The 15,937-nt window shown below is 41.9% G+C and carries 18 protein-coding genes; 11 read left to right on the plus strand and 7 right to left on the minus strand.

The genetic code is table 11. From position 1 onward, the window contains the following. Positions 1–840, plus strand: a complete 840-nt coding sequence (locus BVC89_RS10975) for a PilW family protein (protein WP_245929377.1) — start codon at positions 1–3, stop codon at positions 838–840. Then, positions 830–1,258, plus strand: coding sequence for a hypothetical protein (locus BVC89_RS10980; protein ID WP_086931230.1), 429 nt, complete (start codon positions 830–832; stop codon positions 1,256–1,258). Before BVC89_RS10975 ends, BVC89_RS10980 begins: the two co-directional genes overlap by 11 nt. Before the next feature lie 53 nt (positions 1,259–1,311). Here BVC89_RS10980 and BVC89_RS10985 read toward each other — a convergent pair whose 3' ends face one another. Both BVC89_RS10985 and BVC89_RS10990 read right to left on the minus strand, forming a co-directional pair. Further along, the gene (locus BVC89_RS10985) at positions 1,312–2,148 is read right to left on the minus strand and encodes a general secretion pathway protein GspB (protein ID WP_086931231.1); all 837 of its coding nucleotides are present in this window, start codon (positions 2,146–2,148) and stop codon (positions 1,312–1,314) included. Positions 2,149–2,186: 38 nt separating this feature from the next. Next, positions 2,187–3,845, minus strand: coding sequence for an ExeA family protein (locus tag BVC89_RS10990; RefSeq protein ID WP_086931232.1), 1,659 nt, complete (start codon positions 3,843–3,845; stop codon positions 2,187–2,189). A gap of 336 nt (positions 3,846–4,181) precedes the next feature. On the opposite strand from BVC89_RS10990, the gene BVC89_RS10995 reads away from it, so the two are divergent. Further along, positions 4,182–4,574 carry a DUF2721 domain-containing protein gene (locus tag BVC89_RS10995; RefSeq protein ID WP_086931233.1) on the plus strand — a complete coding sequence of 131 codons (393 nt, stop codon included), beginning with the start codon at positions 4,182–4,184 and terminating at the stop codon, positions 4,572–4,574. A gap of 57 nt (positions 4,575–4,631) precedes the next feature. Here BVC89_RS10995 and BVC89_RS11000 read toward each other — a convergent pair whose 3' ends face one another. Continuing rightward, on the minus strand, positions 4,632–5,165 hold the full coding sequence (locus BVC89_RS11000) for a glycine cleavage system transcriptional repressor (RefSeq protein WP_158657878.1): 534 nt from the start codon (positions 5,163–5,165) through the stop codon (positions 4,632–4,634). A 193-nt stretch (positions 5,166–5,358) separates the two neighbouring features. Here BVC89_RS11000 and BVC89_RS11005 point away from each other — a divergent pair, with 193 nt between their 5' ends. Further along, positions 5,359–5,580, plus strand: a complete 222-nt coding sequence (locus tag BVC89_RS11005) for a YheU family protein (RefSeq protein ID WP_086931235.1) — start codon at positions 5,359–5,361, stop codon at positions 5,578–5,580. Positions 5,581–5,638: 58 nt separating this feature from the next. Next, positions 5,639–6,685: a 23S rRNA (cytidine(2498)-2'-O)-methyltransferase RlmM gene (rlmM, locus tag BVC89_RS11010; RefSeq protein WP_086931236.1), complete on the plus strand. Its 1,047-nt coding sequence runs from the start codon at positions 5,639–5,641 to the stop codon at positions 6,683–6,685. A 49-nt stretch (positions 6,686–6,734) separates the two neighbouring features. Here rlmM and BVC89_RS11015 read toward each other — a convergent pair whose 3' ends face one another. Next, a complete protein-coding gene (locus tag BVC89_RS11015) occupies positions 6,735–7,016 on the minus strand; it encodes an antibiotic biosynthesis monooxygenase family protein (RefSeq protein WP_086931237.1) in 282 nt (93 codons plus the stop codon). Between the two features lie 177 nt (positions 7,017–7,193). Between BVC89_RS11015 and tusA the strand changes: the two genes are divergently transcribed. After that, the gene (tusA, locus tag BVC89_RS11020) at positions 7,194–7,436 is read left to right on the plus strand and encodes a sulfurtransferase TusA (protein WP_086931238.1); all 243 of its coding nucleotides are present in this window, start codon (positions 7,194–7,196) and stop codon (positions 7,434–7,436) included. A 130-nt stretch (positions 7,437–7,566) separates the two neighbouring features. On the opposite strand, the gene BVC89_RS11025 is transcribed toward tusA, so the two are convergent. After that, positions 7,567–8,268: a hypothetical protein gene (locus tag BVC89_RS11025; protein ID WP_086931239.1), complete on the minus strand. Its 702-nt coding sequence runs from the start codon at positions 8,266–8,268 to the stop codon at positions 7,567–7,569. A 332-nt stretch (positions 8,269–8,600) separates the two neighbouring features. On the opposite strand from BVC89_RS11025, the gene BVC89_RS11030 reads away from it, so the two are divergent. The 5 genes from BVC89_RS11030 to BVC89_RS11050 are packed head-to-tail and all read left to right on the plus strand — an operon-like array spanning position 8,601 to position 13,346. Further along, on the plus strand, positions 8,601–9,161 hold the full coding sequence (locus BVC89_RS11030) for an elongation factor P hydroxylase (protein WP_086931240.1): 561 nt from the start codon (positions 8,601–8,603) through the stop codon (positions 9,159–9,161). Continuing rightward, entirely contained in the window at positions 9,158–10,066 is a 909-nt protein-coding gene (locus BVC89_RS11035) for a 5'-3' exonuclease (RefSeq protein ID WP_086931241.1), read from the plus strand. Before BVC89_RS11030 ends, BVC89_RS11035 begins: the two co-directional genes overlap by 4 nt. Then, a complete protein-coding gene (locus tag BVC89_RS11040) occupies positions 10,063–11,190 on the plus strand; it encodes a 4-phosphoerythronate dehydrogenase (protein ID WP_086931242.1) in 1,128 nt (375 codons plus the stop codon). Before BVC89_RS11035 ends, BVC89_RS11040 begins: the two co-directional genes overlap by 4 nt. After that, positions 11,177–12,388, plus strand: a complete 1,212-nt coding sequence (locus BVC89_RS11045; protein WP_086931243.1) for an ATP-NAD kinase family protein — start codon at positions 11,177–11,179, stop codon at positions 12,386–12,388. The genes BVC89_RS11040 and BVC89_RS11045 overlap by 14 nt, the downstream gene beginning before the upstream one ends. Then, a complete protein-coding gene (locus BVC89_RS11050) occupies positions 12,372–13,346 on the plus strand; it encodes a class I SAM-dependent methyltransferase (RefSeq protein WP_086931244.1) in 975 nt (324 codons plus the stop codon). Before BVC89_RS11045 ends, BVC89_RS11050 begins: the two co-directional genes overlap by 17 nt. A 12-nt stretch (positions 13,347–13,358) precedes the next feature. Here the strand turns inward: BVC89_RS11050 and BVC89_RS11055 are convergent, their stop codons facing one another. Continuing rightward, positions 13,359–15,386: a sensor domain-containing protein gene (locus BVC89_RS11055; RefSeq protein ID WP_086931245.1), complete on the minus strand. Its 2,028-nt coding sequence runs from the start codon at positions 15,384–15,386 to the stop codon at positions 13,359–13,361. Positions 15,387–15,473: 87 nt separating this feature from the next. After that, positions 15,474–15,935: a hypothetical protein gene (locus BVC89_RS11060; protein WP_086931246.1), complete on the minus strand. Its 462-nt coding sequence runs from the start codon at positions 15,933–15,935 to the stop codon at positions 15,474–15,476. Between the last annotated feature and the right edge of the window lie 2 nt (positions 15,936–15,937).

The following is a 15,937-nucleotide window of genomic DNA, read 5'->3' on the forward strand; positions in this document are numbered from 1 at the left end:
ATGTCAAATGTTGACTTACATAAAAAATTAAACAAAAAACCAAATAACATGTATGGGCGTTATCACGGTTTTACTTTAATAGAATTGATCGCTGTGCTAGTCATTCTTGGTATCGTTTCGGCGTTGGGGAGTAGTTTTTTTTTAAGCGTGGTGGACAGTTATGATGAAGTTCAACAGCGCAGTAAAATCATTAATCGAGGCCGTTTGGTGATTGAGCAAATGACTCGCCAGCTGAGAATAGCCTCGCCAAATAGTACCCGTGTAAGCGCTTCTGGAAATTGCGTTGAATTCCTGCCTATTGTTGCAGGTGTGCGTTATGTTGAAGATGTTCCGGATATTGATAATGGTGTGTCAATGGGAAGTACTATTCGTACTGCTCCTTATACTCTTGGTTTAGGGAGTGCGCGTCATGCTATTGTCGGAGCGCTAGTCGATAGTGAAATATATACTAGTGGAAGTCTTAACAGTCGAGTGAACGTTAATAATTTAGGCGCTGGGCCTCCTTTTAGCACAATTAATTTAACCTCCAATCACCGTTTTATTCGCAATTCTAGCCAGCGACGTGTCTACTTAACCGATAACCCTCAACGGTTTTGTCTTATCGGGACAACACTATTTCGCTATAGTAACTATGGTCTTTCGACAACAGGGTTAAGTGATATTAATCCAGGTGGGGCGGTTGATGTTATGGCTGAAAATGTTGCCACCACTAGCAGAGCATTTAGTATTTCTTTGGGGTCTGAAGATTTTAATACAGTGGTAGATATCGACTTGAATTTCTTGCAAGGCAACAATCAAGTGGCTCTTCAACAGCAGGTGTTGATACGAAATGTCCCTTGAATCTGCTAAGCAAAATAAAGGATTTCTTATCCCACTAGCGGCCATTATAATTGTTGGTGTTGCGATATTGGCAGCTGCAATTAGTCGATTCACATCACAATCATCTCAGGCGAGTGTTTTAGAAGGTATTTCAATACAGGCATTTTACGCAGCTGAGAGCGGTGCTAACGTAGCGATGAATCAGTTGATGTTTAATGTGGATGATAGAAGCATTGCTGATGCAAACTGTGATGCGCTTAGCGGGCGGGTGGTAAATTTTTCTACGGCAGGCTTACAAGTTTGCCAGGCTATTATTAGCTGTTCACGTTCGAATATTGTCGGCAGCCCTCAGAGTTTTTATACCATATCCAGCGGCGGCACTTGTGGCAGCGGCGATATTTTTGCACGGCGTATTATCGAAGTATCCTCGTTTATGTAGTGGTTACTTATTAATCTCTATTAATTCTGTATTATCGAGCTTAATCGATACAACTACAAATTAACCCAGCTGCTTAATGCTGCCATTTTAAATTTATGGCCCTTGTAGCGAAGGATAACACCATCTTTTAAAATCTCTTCAATATAAAGCTGGCCGCTTACCAGTTGCCCTTTACTGCGCTTCTTATTGTTTAAAGTTACACTTGAGCGACTTGCGTTATAGTTGTGGACGCTATACATAATGGTAGGAATATCTTGTTGTATAGACTGAGGTAGGTCTCTTATCTTGCCAATTTTATCAAAATCATTTATCGAGGTTTTTACTGTATTGGCCTGTGTTGTATTGCCCGCCGCTGCACTATCTGTTGGGGTATTCTGCTGTGCTTTGTTCTGTTGATAAATAGAACTAATTTGCGTCTTGTTTTTGGCTGCAGATTTAACCGGCTTTTTTTCCGGCTCTTGGTTGGCTTTTTCATATTGAGCTTCAATAAGACGTTGTTTTATTTCTTCATACTTTTTTGTTTCTTTTTGTTTCTCTTGAGTGCCACTCGTTGGTGTTTTTTTCTCAGGGGCGAAGGCAATACTTTGCTGTTTTTCCTTATTTAATGTATTTGCTGGTGTTGCTGAAGGCCGCTTAGATTGAGATACAGTGGGAACACTTTGTTTCAGCCTTGGCTTAGCTTGATTCTCTGATACTTGGCTTTTTAAAAATAGAAGTACAACTGCCACCACTAATATTATGGTAATAATACAGAGGATGAGGATAATTTTGTTGCTGTGTTTGGAAGAAGTATTGTCTACCGCAGTATCATGATTACTGTTAAGTGATGGCGGACTATTCTTACTTCTTTCATTGTCAGCCTTATTCAGCGCATCTAATATGAGTGACATTGGCTTGCGTTCCGTCTACGTTAATTCTAGTGTTCTATTTATAAAAAATCTTTTTCAAGTATAGTGCTTAGGCCTAAGGCTTCATTGAGTTTCATTAGTGTTCTCTCGCCTAAGATGCCATCTGCTGTCAACTGATGTTCTCGTTGAAAAATTGTTACCCGCTCTTTTAGCGCTTTATTGTATCTGCGCTTGGTTAGTGGTGTCGGCTGGGCATCGAGCAAGGCGAACTGTGCTGCTATCTCGGCAACAGTGGCATTGCTACTACCAAGACCTAAAGGTTCGCTGTAGTCTTTGGGTTTTTTCCAAAGATAAAATACATTACCGGTCCACAACGGCCCCAGTTCTTCTAGAGTAATAATTTGCCGCTTATTTTTGCCATCGATGACCAGTGCTTTTTCACCTTGGACGCCAATTAGAACAGCATAAGAGCGAAATTTTTTACTGTTAATCAATGATAGTACCACGGGCCGGTTGAGGGCGATAATTTCTTCCCAGGTCTCAAGCTTAGTTTTGCTACACGCAAATCCTTGAGTATTAAGTTGCCAGCAGGGATGGGTATCGGTATTTATATCAAAATTCAGATGCTTAAATAATACAACTTGCGCGGCAATATTGTTTTCTATGTCATAACGGGAAGTATTATTCGTTCGTCCTTCTGGTTCCGGGTCACTAACGTTTGCAGGTGCTAATGCTGGCTCGCGTATTATTGGTCTTATTGGCTGGGCCGATTCTGCGGTAACCATAGTTATAGTGTCGTTGGGTTTTGAGCCGAAAAGTATATGCGTGATCACAAAAATAACGGCTAAACCAATAATTCCACAGGCCGATAGGGCACTGTAAATTAAATAGGGATGGCTTTTTTTATTAATAAGTGTGCTTTCCCGGTTGCCTTCAACTTCTTTTTTGGCCAATTTAAAAATAGCGTTATCAACGCATGATTTATTCTGGCCGTAGGCGCCGATCAAGGCCCTTTCACACAGTACATTAATCATCCTTGGTACGCCGCCTGTAAAGCGATGAATACGTTTTACCATTTTTGGCCCAAAGGGATTGGGAGCCATATCCTGCATCCCGGCAACCCTCAGACGATGGCTGATATAGCTCTGGGTTTCACTCACTGTCAATGGCGTTAAATGGAAGCGCGCGGTGATGCGCTGAGATAACTGTCGTAACTGCGGTTGTGACAATAACTCGTTCAGCTCTGGTTGGCCTACCAATACTATTTGTAAAAGCTTTTGAGTTGCCGTTTCAAGGTTGGTTAATAAGCGAATCTGCTCCATTACTTCAACGGAGAGAAGCTGGGCTTCGTCGATGAGCAATACGGTGTTTTTGCCACGTGTGTGATTGCTCAACAGATGCTGATGCAATAGGTCGGTGATGCTTTTGATGGTGATGTTCTTGCTGTTATATTCAATTGCATACTCATCGCAAATGGTACAAAGCAGCTCAAGAATATTCGCCATTGGATTGAGTATAATGGCTATCTCTGTCTGCTTTGGCAGTTGTTCTAGCAGGCAGCGGATAATGGTGGTTTTGCCAGTACCAACTTCACCGGTAAGCATAACAAAACCACCTTCTTTGACGCCGTACAACAAATGCGCTAGCGCCTCTTTATGCTGCTGGCTCATGTAGAGATAGCGTGGGTTGACGGCAATTGAGAATGCTTGCTCTTTTAGTCCGAAATGATTTTGATACATGGTCTATCTGGTGCCTATTAACCTGCTTAATGAACCTGCCTATTAACCCGTGAACGGTGAATATATGTAGCACATATTCACACTTATTTGGCCTGCATGATACTCCTAATAAACGTTTTGGACTAGAAACTGTATCATAGGCTGGCTTTTAGAATGACGCTATGGCTTTTAAATAGCTTTCTTTTTATCCAGTTCTCGCTTGCTTATGGGCAATTAAGATTTGTTTGGCAAAAAATAGGTGGCTACTACAAGATTACTTTCGCAATATATTACAATGACGTTTTTCGTCATCAATGAGTTTTATACCGCAATGTTTTATCGAAGAGAAATACGATTATGGAAATGACAGTGACCACACCTAGCTTGTTATTTCCTGCAATATCCCTGTTATTACTGGCCTACACTAACCGTTTTATGGTGTTATCAAATGTTATTCGTCAATTGAGTAATATGGATGGTGCCGAGTCTAAGGATATCGTCAAACGCCAAGTGACTAGCTTGCGCAAGCGACTATACATTATTCGTCTTATGCAAGTGTTTGGTGTTTTAGCCTTTGTTATATGCACATTATCCACTTTTGCGCTTTTTCTTACCTGGCTTGAAGGCGGCAAAGTTCTATTTGGTTCAAGCCTAATTCTACTGACAATATCCTTATTATTTTCACTTTATGAAGTACATATCTCTACTGCCGCGATCAACATTGAAATAGAAAAACTAGATTTACATTAATGGCGAAGGGCCCTTGTGTCATCAACACAAGGGCCACAACTTAAGGCCACATTAATATCATTCGAATGGTGTTTCAGAGAGGGAAAGATCCAATGCTAAATTGTTGGCAATTTCATCTAGGATGTCATGTAACTGAGGAATATCCACGCCTTCTGGCAGTTCTAACTGTCCGGTAGCATCAAACAGAGGATCGCCACTGTAGGGCATACTGGTTAGCGCTGTTTCCAAATAGGCCATATTAATTTTGTGCTGTGCCAGTGCCCGAGAAAGCTCTCTGACAATACCGGAGCGATCGGGCCCTAATGCATGAATATAAGCATTCGTGGTATCGCTCTTAGGTGCTGAATCGGCATCGATGTGCTCGGTTTTTATCCAGATGCCATGTTCAATAAGCTGACTCAAAGCCGATTGTAATTGTTCTTGTTGTTCAGGGCTTACGGACACTCGAATAACACCTGCAAACTTACCTGCAAGTTGCGAAAGGCTGCTCTCTAGCCAATTACCGCCGTTATCGGAGACTGTTTCAGCGATTGCCTCGACAACGCCCGGTTTATCGTTACTGATGACACTAATGAGTATATGTTTAAGCATGTGTTTCGTCACTTTTGAAAATAAACTCGCGCAAGTATAATGCCCGCGCACAAACTTGCACATCTTTGATGAAAGGATTGACGTCATATAAAACCAAAGCAAGCTAGCGAAGCCTTGCCTATTGGCTGCGCTCCTGCTGATTAAGCAGCGCACTTTTTCAACAGGAATAGGTATATAGAGAGAGACAGCATATATGGTAATCCCCCCTGAACAGCTAACACGAGAAGTCCTTATTGGTATTGTTGAGTCGTATATCACTCGCGAAGGCACGGATTACGGTGAGCATGAGCTGGACTTAGACAGTAAGGTCAAGCGCTTATTGCCCCAGGTGCTCAAAGGGGAGGTGTTGATTGTGTATGACGAGGAGAGTCAGTCAGTTAATCTTGTACCTAAAGATGATGCTTCTATTGTCTAATATAGGTCAGCCTTAGATATCAAAATTTTTTTTTGTTAACACCAGTGGTGAATAATTCGTGGAAGTTATCTTGTTGTGTCGATGCGGTTTTGAGAAGGAAGTCGCCTCTGAAATCAACGCTCATGCAGCGAAACTAAGTATCGGTGGCTATATCAAAACTGAGGCTAACAGTGGTTTGGTGCGTTTCGTTACTTACCAGCGAAATGATGCTGAGAATCTCATTCAGCGAACCTCCTTTGATGAACTTGTTTTTGTTCGACATTGGCTTGTACTTGACCATGAGTTTACTGCTCTGGATACCCAAGATCGAGTCACTCCCATTTTAGATGTTGCTGGCAAGTTGCCCAAATGCAGCAGTTTGCAATGTATCAATGTGGACACTAATGAGGGTAAATCACTGGCCAAGCTAACCCGAGGTATTGGTCGCCACCTTGAAACTCGTTTGGAAAAGGTGGACTTTTGGCAGACTAAATCTGCCTGGGTGCTGCAGCTATTGTGTCTGGCGGGAGATCATGTGCTTATTGGTCGCACTTCTGAAGGAAATATGTCGCCATGGTTAGGAGGAATCCCCCGGCTCAAAGTGCCTCGCAGTGCCCCTAGCCGCGCTACGTTGAAGTTGGAAGAAGCATGGCTGCATTTTGTCCCCAAAGAGCAGCGGGAAGAGCGCCTAAGGCCTAGTATGAAGGCAGTGGATCTTGGTGCTGCGCCCGGTGGTTGGACCTGGCAGTTGGTGAATAAAAGCATGTTTGTGGATGCAGTTGATAATGGGCCTATGGATGAGTCTCTAATGGATTCTGGGCAGGTGACTCATCACCTTGAAGACGGTTTTCGCTATTCGCCGCCCAAGCCCGTTGACTGGCTAGTATGTGATATTGCCGATAAACCGTCGAGAGTGGCCAGTTTAATCGCCCATTGGGCCGAGAATCGTTGGTTTAGAGAGGCCGTCTTCAATTTAAAATTACCAATGAAGCAGCGCTATGTGGCGGTTGAAGAGGCGAGGCATCGTATTGCCTCTCAGCTGGTGGATCATGGCACTTATGAGCTGAAATTTAAGCAGTTGTATCACGATCGTGAAGAGGTTACCGGGCATATTAAATTGTTCTAGAGCCTATGCCTCCATATGCCTTATCCAGGCCTCAGTATATTGGCCTGGTTTAGTTTTCGAGCACGAGGATTTTTTCAGGCTCACTTAATACGGGATACACTTTATTCATCAACTCCATACGCTCGCGGCTTTGATACCAGCGATTCCAATCTTTTTGTGTACGCCATTTACACATGATAAAGCGATGATGGATATCATTAGTGTTGGTTAATGTTTCAGCAGAAATAAAACCATGAACAATGTAGGTTTCTTGCAGTGCTTTGCGGGAAAACTCTTCATAGGTAGATAACATTCCCTCAGCGATGTGACGTTCAATCATTACATGTATCATAAATTAGAATATCCGCTTGTTTTAAAGTAGGTATTAAAACATATAATAGAATATACATAATATTACCCGGGCTTGTTAACACGAATTAAATCGCATCTGTCGCCCCTAATACACATCAGCAGATGTGACTCAATGAGTGTTAACAGGCCCTAAGTTAAAGCGAAGGAAAAAATACTTGTGCCAAGTGAAGTCCAAAAAGTTGTCGATGCTAAAGGGTTGATTTGTCCTGAGCCCGTTATGATGCTGCATAGTGCGGTGCGAGATGCGGATGATGGCGATGTTATTAAAGTGCTTGCAACAGACCCCTCAACAGAGCGAGACATTACACGCTTTTGCGATTTTTTGGGGCATACTTTAGTAGAGTTTAGCAAAGGTGATGAGCTGTTAACTTTCTTGATTAAAAAGAAAGCAGAATCCTAAAGTCAGTAGACCACTCTTAGCTTCTTTAAGCTGTTTAGCACACTAACGTGTTCCACTTAATAAGGTTTTAGCCAGTATGAATAAGCGCTGGGCTAGCTTGTTAAGTTCCCCAGTCCAGCGCTAAACAGTATCAGTTTGACTCTTCCACTAGCATAGATATAGCTGCTAGGGCATCAGGATCTTCTGACTTAATTTTATTGGCAATGTGATGCTGAAAATAATACCTAAATTTATCGTTGGAATGTCCTGAATACAGGCAGTCATCACCGGGTAAAACAGGGGTATTAACTACCTTGTCCTCATCCACTAGCATACAGTCGACAACACCGTCATGGTGTAGACGCCAGCTGACAACCTCTTGTAAGGTCAGACATTTAAACCCTTCGTCTGCCAGTACTGCGTGGGTACCAATAGTATCGGGTATTTCCTGGATGATATCTGAGGCATTTTCACATTGATAGTCGTAGTATTCTGCGGCTGTTTCCAGTTCTACAACTTTGTGAATGGGAGCCTCAAAGAACAACTCATCGATACCGGGATCATAGTAGCCCTCAAATGTTCCGTTAAGAGGGTCTTTGATATCGGGGCAGGCGATAATATCGTTTAACCACGGTACCAAACCTGCAACTTGCCCATCTGCGCGCAGGGCCCAGCACAAAATTTTAAGACTAAAGTATTTTTCCCCGCTTACTTCGTTGGAATAGAGCATTTCCAAGCCATCGAGCTCAGGGGCGAGACGAATGATTCTAGTGTCAAATTGAGAGGAATATGATTTGCCGGTGAAAAGATCGATCACATTTTCCATATCGTGACCTTTACTTGAGATCTTCATAATACTACCTCCATATTTGAGGTGAGCTCAGCTAACTACCTAAGTATCTATCTATGGTATCTGTTTATACTACGTCTTATGCTACATCCCATGCCATATATATTTATGCTTATGTACATGTCTAGCGTTATATTTCTATCGTCATATTCATGTACACTATACCGCTGGTCAGTATCAGCTGAAGTTGACCATATATGGCATTACTATACACCCTATAGCGTATTGCATTAGAACACAAGACCCTATTATTAAGTTTTTATATACTCCTTACTTTTAGGTTGAATTGCAGATCAGGGCAAATTTGAACCCATATTTATAGCTTAGTACATTAAATGTCAAAAGAATTCATTTTTTCTTCTTCCGTTCGTCTGAAAATACTAATCGACGTTTTCAATACGCAATTTTTTGAGAGCCATCACACATTGTTGATGGCGGGCGGCGAGGAGCCTCTTTATGAGCCTGCTAGCGGAGATTTGCCTAGTCGTATTACATTTACTCGGGACTACTTTTCAAGCGCCCTCCACGAAATATCGCATTGGTGTATAGCGGGTGCAAAGCGGCGCCTGCAGCTGGACTACGGATATTGGTATGCACCAGATGGTCGCAGTTATGAGCAGCAGGCCTTATTTGAGCGCGTGGAGGTGAAACCTCAAGCATTGGAACGCATTTTCGCTTGTGCTTCAAGACAAAAATTTGTTGTCAGTGCTGATAATCTGGGTGCAGATCTATCGGCAAGTAAAAGCTTTAGTCTCGCCATTCATGAGCAGACTCTTAAATATTGCCAAATGGGCTTACCTGAAAGAGCACATAATTTTGTACGCGCTTTAGCTAAAGCCTTTCAGGTGAACGATCCTTTGTCTAAGCAGCATTACTTGCTACAGGATTTAATTTGAACAATCGTGCCGATCAAGATGCTCGTGTTTTTATCATTGATGCATCTATTTTTATTTTTAAATACTATTTTTCCATGCCCAGTCATTGGCATGCTGACAATGGTCGTCCGACAGAAACTGTATATGGCTATACACGATGGTTGTGGGAGTTTCTTTCTCAAGTGGAGCCTGCGCGAGTTATCGCCTGTTTTGATGAAAGTTTAACAACCTGTTTTCGCAATGACATTTATCCTGAGTATAAGAAAAGCAGAGCGTTACCTGATGATGATTTAGCGTTCCAGTTATTGGCTTGTAAGCGCATAACACAATTGTTCGGTATTCGTTGCTACGCATCAGAAAAATATGAAGCCGATGATCTTATAGGCAGCTGTGCTCAGTTGTGTCAAAGTCAGAAGGTCCCGGTAACTATATTATCCAACGATAAAGACTTAGCTCAGCTTCTTCGCCTACCTAGCAGTCATCTTTGGAATTATCCTGCAGATGACCCCTTAAATGAAAAAGATATCTACCAAAAAATGGCGGTTTGGCCGCAACAAATCCCTGACTATCTGGCCTTGCTTGGAGATGTCAGTGACGATATCCCCGGTGTCCCTGGGGTTGGTAAAAAAACAGCAGCGCAATTATTAAATCACTTTCTTTCTTGGTCTGCTATGAAAGAAAATTTGCATGACATACATTCCCTGCCAATACGTGGGGCACAATCGTTAGAAAAAAAAATCATTGAGTACGCCAGTCAAATCGATATGGCTTTAAAGTTAACCACCATTGCGTGTGATGCTATCGCCATAACGATAGAGGATACATGTCGGCAGGCAGGTGATTGGATCGCACTTGTCGGACTTTTGCGTGGTTTGGGTTTGCCAGAGAGTTTCTGTCAACGTATGGAGAATAAAAAAGAATTATGAAAATAGTTGCGGATGAAAATATTCCCTATGTGGAAGAATTATTTGCTCCTTTAGGTGAGGTTCAATTGCTTCCAGGGCGAACATTGACAAATGCGGATGTCAATAATGCTAATGCGTTATTGGTACGCTCGGTGACGCCTGTTAATAAAATGCTTCTAGACGATAGTCCAGTTCAATTTGTTGGCACCTGTACCATTGGTGTTGATCACTTGGACACACAATATCTACAAGAAAGAGCTATAGCTTATGCTAGCGCGCCAGGCTGCAATGCTAACGCGGTTGTACAATATATTATCAGTGTCTTTGCTTCGCTGGATATCCTTCAAAGCCGTAAAAACGTCGTTATTGTCGGTGGCGGAAATGTCGGTAAGCGGGTGTATCAGATGTTGGATAACATTGGATTTAACTGCTCCGTTGTCGACCCATTTCTTGATTCTTCTTGTGGTATGCCTCTAGTGGATTTTTCGGCTATTTACGACGCTGATATTATTTGTTTGCATACTCCTTTAACTGGTTCAGGGGCACACCCCACTATTGATATGCTAGCTTATGATCAATTGCAAGGGCTAAAACCTGGCGCTCTTTTGATTAATGCAGGTCGCGGTGGTGTTATTAACAATGAAGCGTTAAACGTTATATTGCATGAACGCGAAGATCTGCAAGTAGTATTAGATGTTTGGGCCGATGAACCTAATGTTGATACAGATCTTTTACAGCGTGTATTAATTGGTACACCTCATATTGCGGGTTATAGTTTTGAAGGCCGTGTGCAGGGTTCACTGATGATCTTTGATGCTTTTTGTAAACATTTTAATATTGACTCACAACGTAAAGACAAGGTTCGAAGAGAGGTTATAGCACAAGCATTTGGCGATACTGGTGAAATAGAATATAAAGGCCTCATAGATGCGATTTTAACTGCATACAACGTAAAGCAAGATTTCGCCAGACTGAAACAACATCAGGCACAATTGCCCGCCGTATTTGATAAACTACGTAAGAATTATCCAAAGCGAAGAGAATTTTCACATTTCTTTTGTAAACCTTTCGATCACAAAAAAGTACCACCAGAAGAAAAAGCAATGGTGAAGGCCTTGGGGTTTGGTATTGATGACGAAATATAGTATTCAGCAGCCGCGTGTTGAAAAAGTCCCCCTACGTTTGGGTTTTGTTATTAATCCCTATGCCGGTGCAGGCGGTCCTGCAGGTTTAAAAGGGAGTGACAGTTCGACCACTAGAAAAGCCGTTGTCGATGGTGAAATTAAATCGCGAGCGCCTGAGCGAGCGCTACAATTTATATCTGCATTAACATCCATCGCCAAAGATAATACCTTGCAGTTTGTGACCCTCAAAGGGGCGATGGGTGAAAATGCTTTTCTTGCTGCGGGTATGCAAGTAAATGAAGTTTTTCATCTGTTAGATATTGATTTTCCAGAAGTAACGCGAGCCGAAGATACACAAATAGCGGTTGATGCTTTGCTAGCAGCTAATATTGATATGTTGGTATTTGTCGGCGGTGATGGCACAGCGCGTGACGTATGTTCGGTTATCGGACACAAACTGCCAGTCTTGGGTGTTCCCTCTGGAGTGAAAATGCATTCAGGCGTTTTTGCTATAACTCCACAAGGCGCGGCGATGGTTATCGACGATCTCGCTGCAACTAAACTGGTTTCCCTTACTGAGCAAGAAGTACGTGATATTGATGAAGACGCTTTTCAAAAAGGCGTGGTTAAAAGTCGTTACTTTGGCAGTATGATCGTGCCAGATGAAATTCGCTATGTACAAAGTGTTAAACAGGGTGGAGTGGAAGTCGATGAACTAGTGTTGATGGATATTGCCGCAGAGATCCGAGAGCGACTGGAAGAGCCGGAGAATCAAGATGCGCTAGTGATTTTTGCCACAGGTTCTACTACTCAATTTATACAACAAGAATTAGGGTGTGAGGGAACCTTACTTGGCGTTGATATTTATTTTCGTGGGGAACTTATCGCTTTAGATGTGAGCGCTGAACAGCTTGAGCATCGTATTTCAGAGCATCAAGGAAAAGTTATTATTGTACTGACAGCGATTGGTGGACAAGGGCATATTATAGGCCGTGGTAATCAGCAGTTAAGCCCTATAGTTTTGCGCCGCTGTGGCCGCGATAACCTTTGGCTTGTGGCCACTAAGTCTAAATTAGAAGCACTCAATCAAAGGCCCTTATTAATCGACAGTAATGATGCTGCTCTAGATCAGCAATGGCAGGGACTTATCCCTGTTATCACCGGCTATCATGATCAAGTACTCTATTGTATCGGGGGTGTGAATGCTTGTTCAGAGTGATCACGACCTGCAACAACGTCTAGTGCCGATTACTCAGGCTATTGAAAATAAAGCGGCGTTGATGAAGAACCTGCAGCAGAATTGTTTTCGTATTTTTCATGGACGAGGTAAATGCTTTCATGGATTGGACTGGTTAAATGTCGATTACTTTTCATCGCTAATATTAATCACCATATATCGGGTTCCAGATGATATGGATATGGATATGTTATCAAAAGATATTATAGATACTCTGATAAAGATGTCTGTGATCGGTCATATTGATTGCGGTGTTGATAATGTGGTTATTCAGCGTCGCGACTTATATAAGGCACCTTTTGAGGCTATTTATGGCGAGGTGCCCGATCTTGCTTATGCTTGGCGTCAAAATCTTAAGTTTACTTTATCTTTTTCACAGCAAAATTTAGGTTATTTTCTGGATATTGAACCTGCGAGACTATGGTTAGAAAAAAAAGCGAAAGGGAAAAAAATACTGAATTTATTTGCTTATACCTGCGCCTTCTCGGTGGTTGCCATAGCCGCCGGCGCTAGTTCTGTTGTCAATATTGATTTAAGTAGAAAATCTTTGGCTAGGGGACGAGATAATCATAAGGTGAATAATCTTAGTACTGACAATGTTCACTACTTTGCGCACGATATTTTTAAATCTTGGGGCAAGCTAAAAAAATATGGCCCTTATGATATGGTCATTATTGATCCCCCCAGCTTTCAAAAAGGGAGTTTTATTGCTAAAAAGGATTATGTCAAAGTGCTTGGTAAAATGTCGGCGCTGGTAGCCGATGGCGGTTGCTTTTTAGCTTGTCTCAATGCACCAGAAATTATGCTGGATGAATTTAAAACCTGGTTAGAGGTATGTAGTGATGATTTCTCTCATTGCCAAACATTGGCTCATCACCCAGACTTCCCTGAGCAGGAAAGTGGCAGGGAACTAAAGATGCTGGCGTATCAAAAAAACTAAATTAGATACTACTTAATGGTAATAGGTTTGCAGCATCTTAAGCGGCATCGGTTTGGCTATGGCATTGCCTTGGGCATAGTCAATCTCCATTTTTGTGAGCAATGATAAAATGCGATCTGAATGAGCGTATTCGGCGATAATAGATATTTGCATTTCTTTGCCGATGTAATTAATTGAATTTACCATGGCTCGATCAAATTTATCATCGATAATATCTCGTACAAATGAGCCATCAATTTTTAAATAATCGACTTCCAAGTGTTTGAGGTACGCAAAAGAAGAAAAACCTGTGCCAAAGTCATCGAGTGCAAGATGGCAGCCCAGGGTCTTTAACTCCTGGATAAATTCCTGGGCTTCATTGATATTATGAATAGCACTGCTTTCGGTAATTTCAAAACAAATCTTTTCCAGAGGGAAATTATAACTGGCAACCACTTGTAAAATAGCGCTACGTATTCTTGGATTAGCAATAGACTGAGAGGTGAGATTAATAGAGCAGCAGCTGAGTTTTTGAGTGTGCTCAGGATGCTTATCTAAATAATCTAAGGCAGTGGTGAGCACCCATAAATCTACTTGTTCTGAAAGGCCAAATCGCTCGACCGCGGGTATAAAGTGTTGGGGTAAAATATGTTCGCCAGATTCGTCCTTATAGCGTATTAAAAACTCATAATGAATATGTTCAGGATCGCCATTGAGCTTTCGTATTGGTTGAAAATATAAAACAAACGAACCGTATTGCACCGCTTTTTGTAAGCGGCTGACCCACATCATATCGCGGCGGCTATTTTGCAATGATTCAAGCATTTCTGAGTAGATGACTACACGGTTTTTACCTTTGTTCTTCGCTTCGAAGCATGCAGAATCAGCCGCACCGACAATATCTATAACACAATTAAGCGCTTTAGAACTTAGTGCTACGCCGATACTAATACTTTGCCGATACTTTTGATTATTCCAGGTAAACGTAAAGTCTTCGGCGGCACTGCGCATACGCTCGGCAATGCTTTTGGCTTCATCTATTGTGCCTTCGGCCTTTACTATAGCGAACTCATCGCCTCCCATTCGTGCAAAAAAATCACAGTCTCTACCTATTTTTTTTACGATGTTAGCCATATCTTGTATTAACATATCACCGGCTGTTCGGCCGCAGGTATCGTTAACAACTTTTAACTGATCAACATCGATATAAATAAGCACAATACTGTGCTTAGGGTTTTTGTATTTATCCTCCAGATAATTTTCCAGTGCTTCCCTATTGTGATATTTAGTTAACGGATCGAAGTGTGAGTGAAAATTGGTAAGTTGCATTAATTTTTTAGACTCACTGATATCGTGCAACCAGAGTAGCATGTATTTATTGTTATCTTGTGCCTGCAGAAGTCTGGGACATATGCGCACCCACATGATTTCACTATTTTCGATGATGATACGTAGTTCGATACTTGTATTTACATCACAATCGTTAATTTTATTAAGGGCGAGATTCTCGAGCTTTGCTATATCACTTTCGTAAACAAATTTTTTTAGAGGTTTTCTTTCGATCAGTCTTGTGTTTTGCTGAAGAAGACGCGAGAGCGCATTATTGACTTTTATAATACGTTGCTTTTTATTGAGAATAATGAGTGGCATGGGAGCCTGGGCAAAGAACAGATCCAGTTCTGCATTTGCTTTTAATGAGCTCTGTGGAAGGTAGTTAGCCTCATCGCGATGAACGATGAGCGAAATCATATGTGTTATGGCACTTATAATACAGACCAAGCCAATGCCAATGCCCAACCAAAATACAGTGCCGATGTATGATGTATTTAATTGCTGAAATGTTGTAGCCAGTTGCTCGTTTGGCGCAAAAAGAAACAACCATCTCGCACTTATGCAAACAACGATGGACGCACAGCCAACCAGGGCGATTGTTAGAGCTGTACGTATATTTTTATCGTAGCCTAAATGTTTGTTTTTTATAAGAGTAAAAAATAGGTAGGCTCCCGCTGCAACAACGAGTAGCTCACAGAATATGACGAGGTGCAGGATATAGGTATTCATAATCTGCGCGTCGTGATGTGTTTTTTGAAGTAACAGTACGCCAAAATTCCATTTTCCTTTGGGTGAATCGTAGCTTTACGCTTGTCATTACTTCAGCTCTCGCGACAAGATCATATAGTGTAATATTAATTCTTTTATCGCTTCTGAGCTACCATGTCGTAAAGTATGTCGCAAACGATCGATTCGTCGCACTACTGATGATAGCTTATCTACGGCCGGGGGCTTCTGGTCATCGAGTGAGATGGGATGTTGCTCAATAGATGACATTAATATGAAGCCGCGGTGAGATAGACACGCGTCCTCCACCGCTTCTTGCTTGATGGCACCTGAATAAGCAATATAATCCTGCTCTTTAAGCCACACTAAAGCGCTAAACCCTGCTTCAAAACGTGGACTATGCAGGCCAAACTCGTCTGGTTCGTCAGGCCCTGCAATGTCTTCCACATAAACTACCGTTTTTGTAGGAAAGCGCTTGTAAAGCATTAATAAAATTTTTGCTGTATCTTTACAAAAATCGTCAATGTGTAAATCACTTACAGACTCAATCATTG

The organism is Agarilytica rhodophyticola (assembly GCF_002157225.2).
GTDB lineage: Bacteria > Pseudomonadota > Gammaproteobacteria > Pseudomonadales > Cellvibrionaceae > Agarilytica > Agarilytica rhodophyticola.

Bases quoted from the DNA above. Each gene is read 5' to 3' on its own strand.
- BVC89_RS11030 (WP_086931240.1), top strand. From the start codon at position 8,601: ATGTCAAAAGAATTCATTTTTTCTTCTTCCGTTCGTCTGAAAATACTA.
- BVC89_RS11005 (WP_086931235.1), top strand. From the start codon at position 5,359: ATGGTAATCCCCCCTGAACAGCTAACACGAGAAGTCCTTATTGGTATT.
- BVC89_RS11045 (WP_086931243.1), top strand. From the start codon at position 11,177: ATGACGAAATATAGTATTCAGCAGCCGCGTGTTGAAAAAGTCCCCCTA.
- BVC89_RS11015 (WP_086931237.1), bottom strand. From the start codon at position 7,016: ATGATACATGTAATGATTGAACGTCACATCGCTGAGGGAATGTTATCT.
- BVC89_RS10995 (WP_086931233.1), top strand. From the start codon at position 4,182: ATGGAAATGACAGTGACCACACCTAGCTTGTTATTTCCTGCAATATCC.
- BVC89_RS10985 (WP_086931231.1), bottom strand. From the start codon at position 2,148: ATGTCACTCATATTAGATGCGCTGAATAAGGCTGACAATGAAAGAAGT.
- BVC89_RS11000 (WP_158657878.1), bottom strand. From the start codon at position 5,165: ATGCTTAAACATATACTCATTAGTGTCATCAGTAACGATAAACCGGGC.
- BVC89_RS10975 (WP_245929377.1), top strand. From the start codon at position 1: ATGTCAAATGTTGACTTACATAAAAAATTAAACAAAAAACCAAATAAC.
- BVC89_RS11055 (WP_086931245.1), bottom strand. From the start codon at position 15,386: ATGAATACCTATATCCTGCACCTCGTCATATTCTGTGAGCTACTCGTT.
- BVC89_RS10980 (WP_086931230.1), top strand. From the start codon at position 830: ATGTCCCTTGAATCTGCTAAGCAAAATAAAGGATTTCTTATCCCACTA.
- BVC89_RS11050 (WP_086931244.1), top strand. From the start codon at position 12,372: ATGCTTGTTCAGAGTGATCACGACCTGCAACAACGTCTAGTGCCGATT.
- BVC89_RS11060 (WP_086931246.1), bottom strand. From the start codon at position 15,935: ATGATTGAGTCTGTAAGTGATTTACACATTGACGATTTTTGTAAAGAT.
- BVC89_RS11025 (WP_086931239.1), bottom strand. From the start codon at position 8,268: ATGAAGATCTCAAGTAAAGGTCACGATATGGAAAATGTGATCGATCTT.
- BVC89_RS11040 (WP_086931242.1), top strand. From the start codon at position 10,063: ATGAAAATAGTTGCGGATGAAAATATTCCCTATGTGGAAGAATTATTT.
- BVC89_RS10990 (WP_086931232.1), bottom strand. From the start codon at position 3,845: ATGTATCAAAATCATTTCGGACTAAAAGAGCAAGCATTCTCAATTGCC.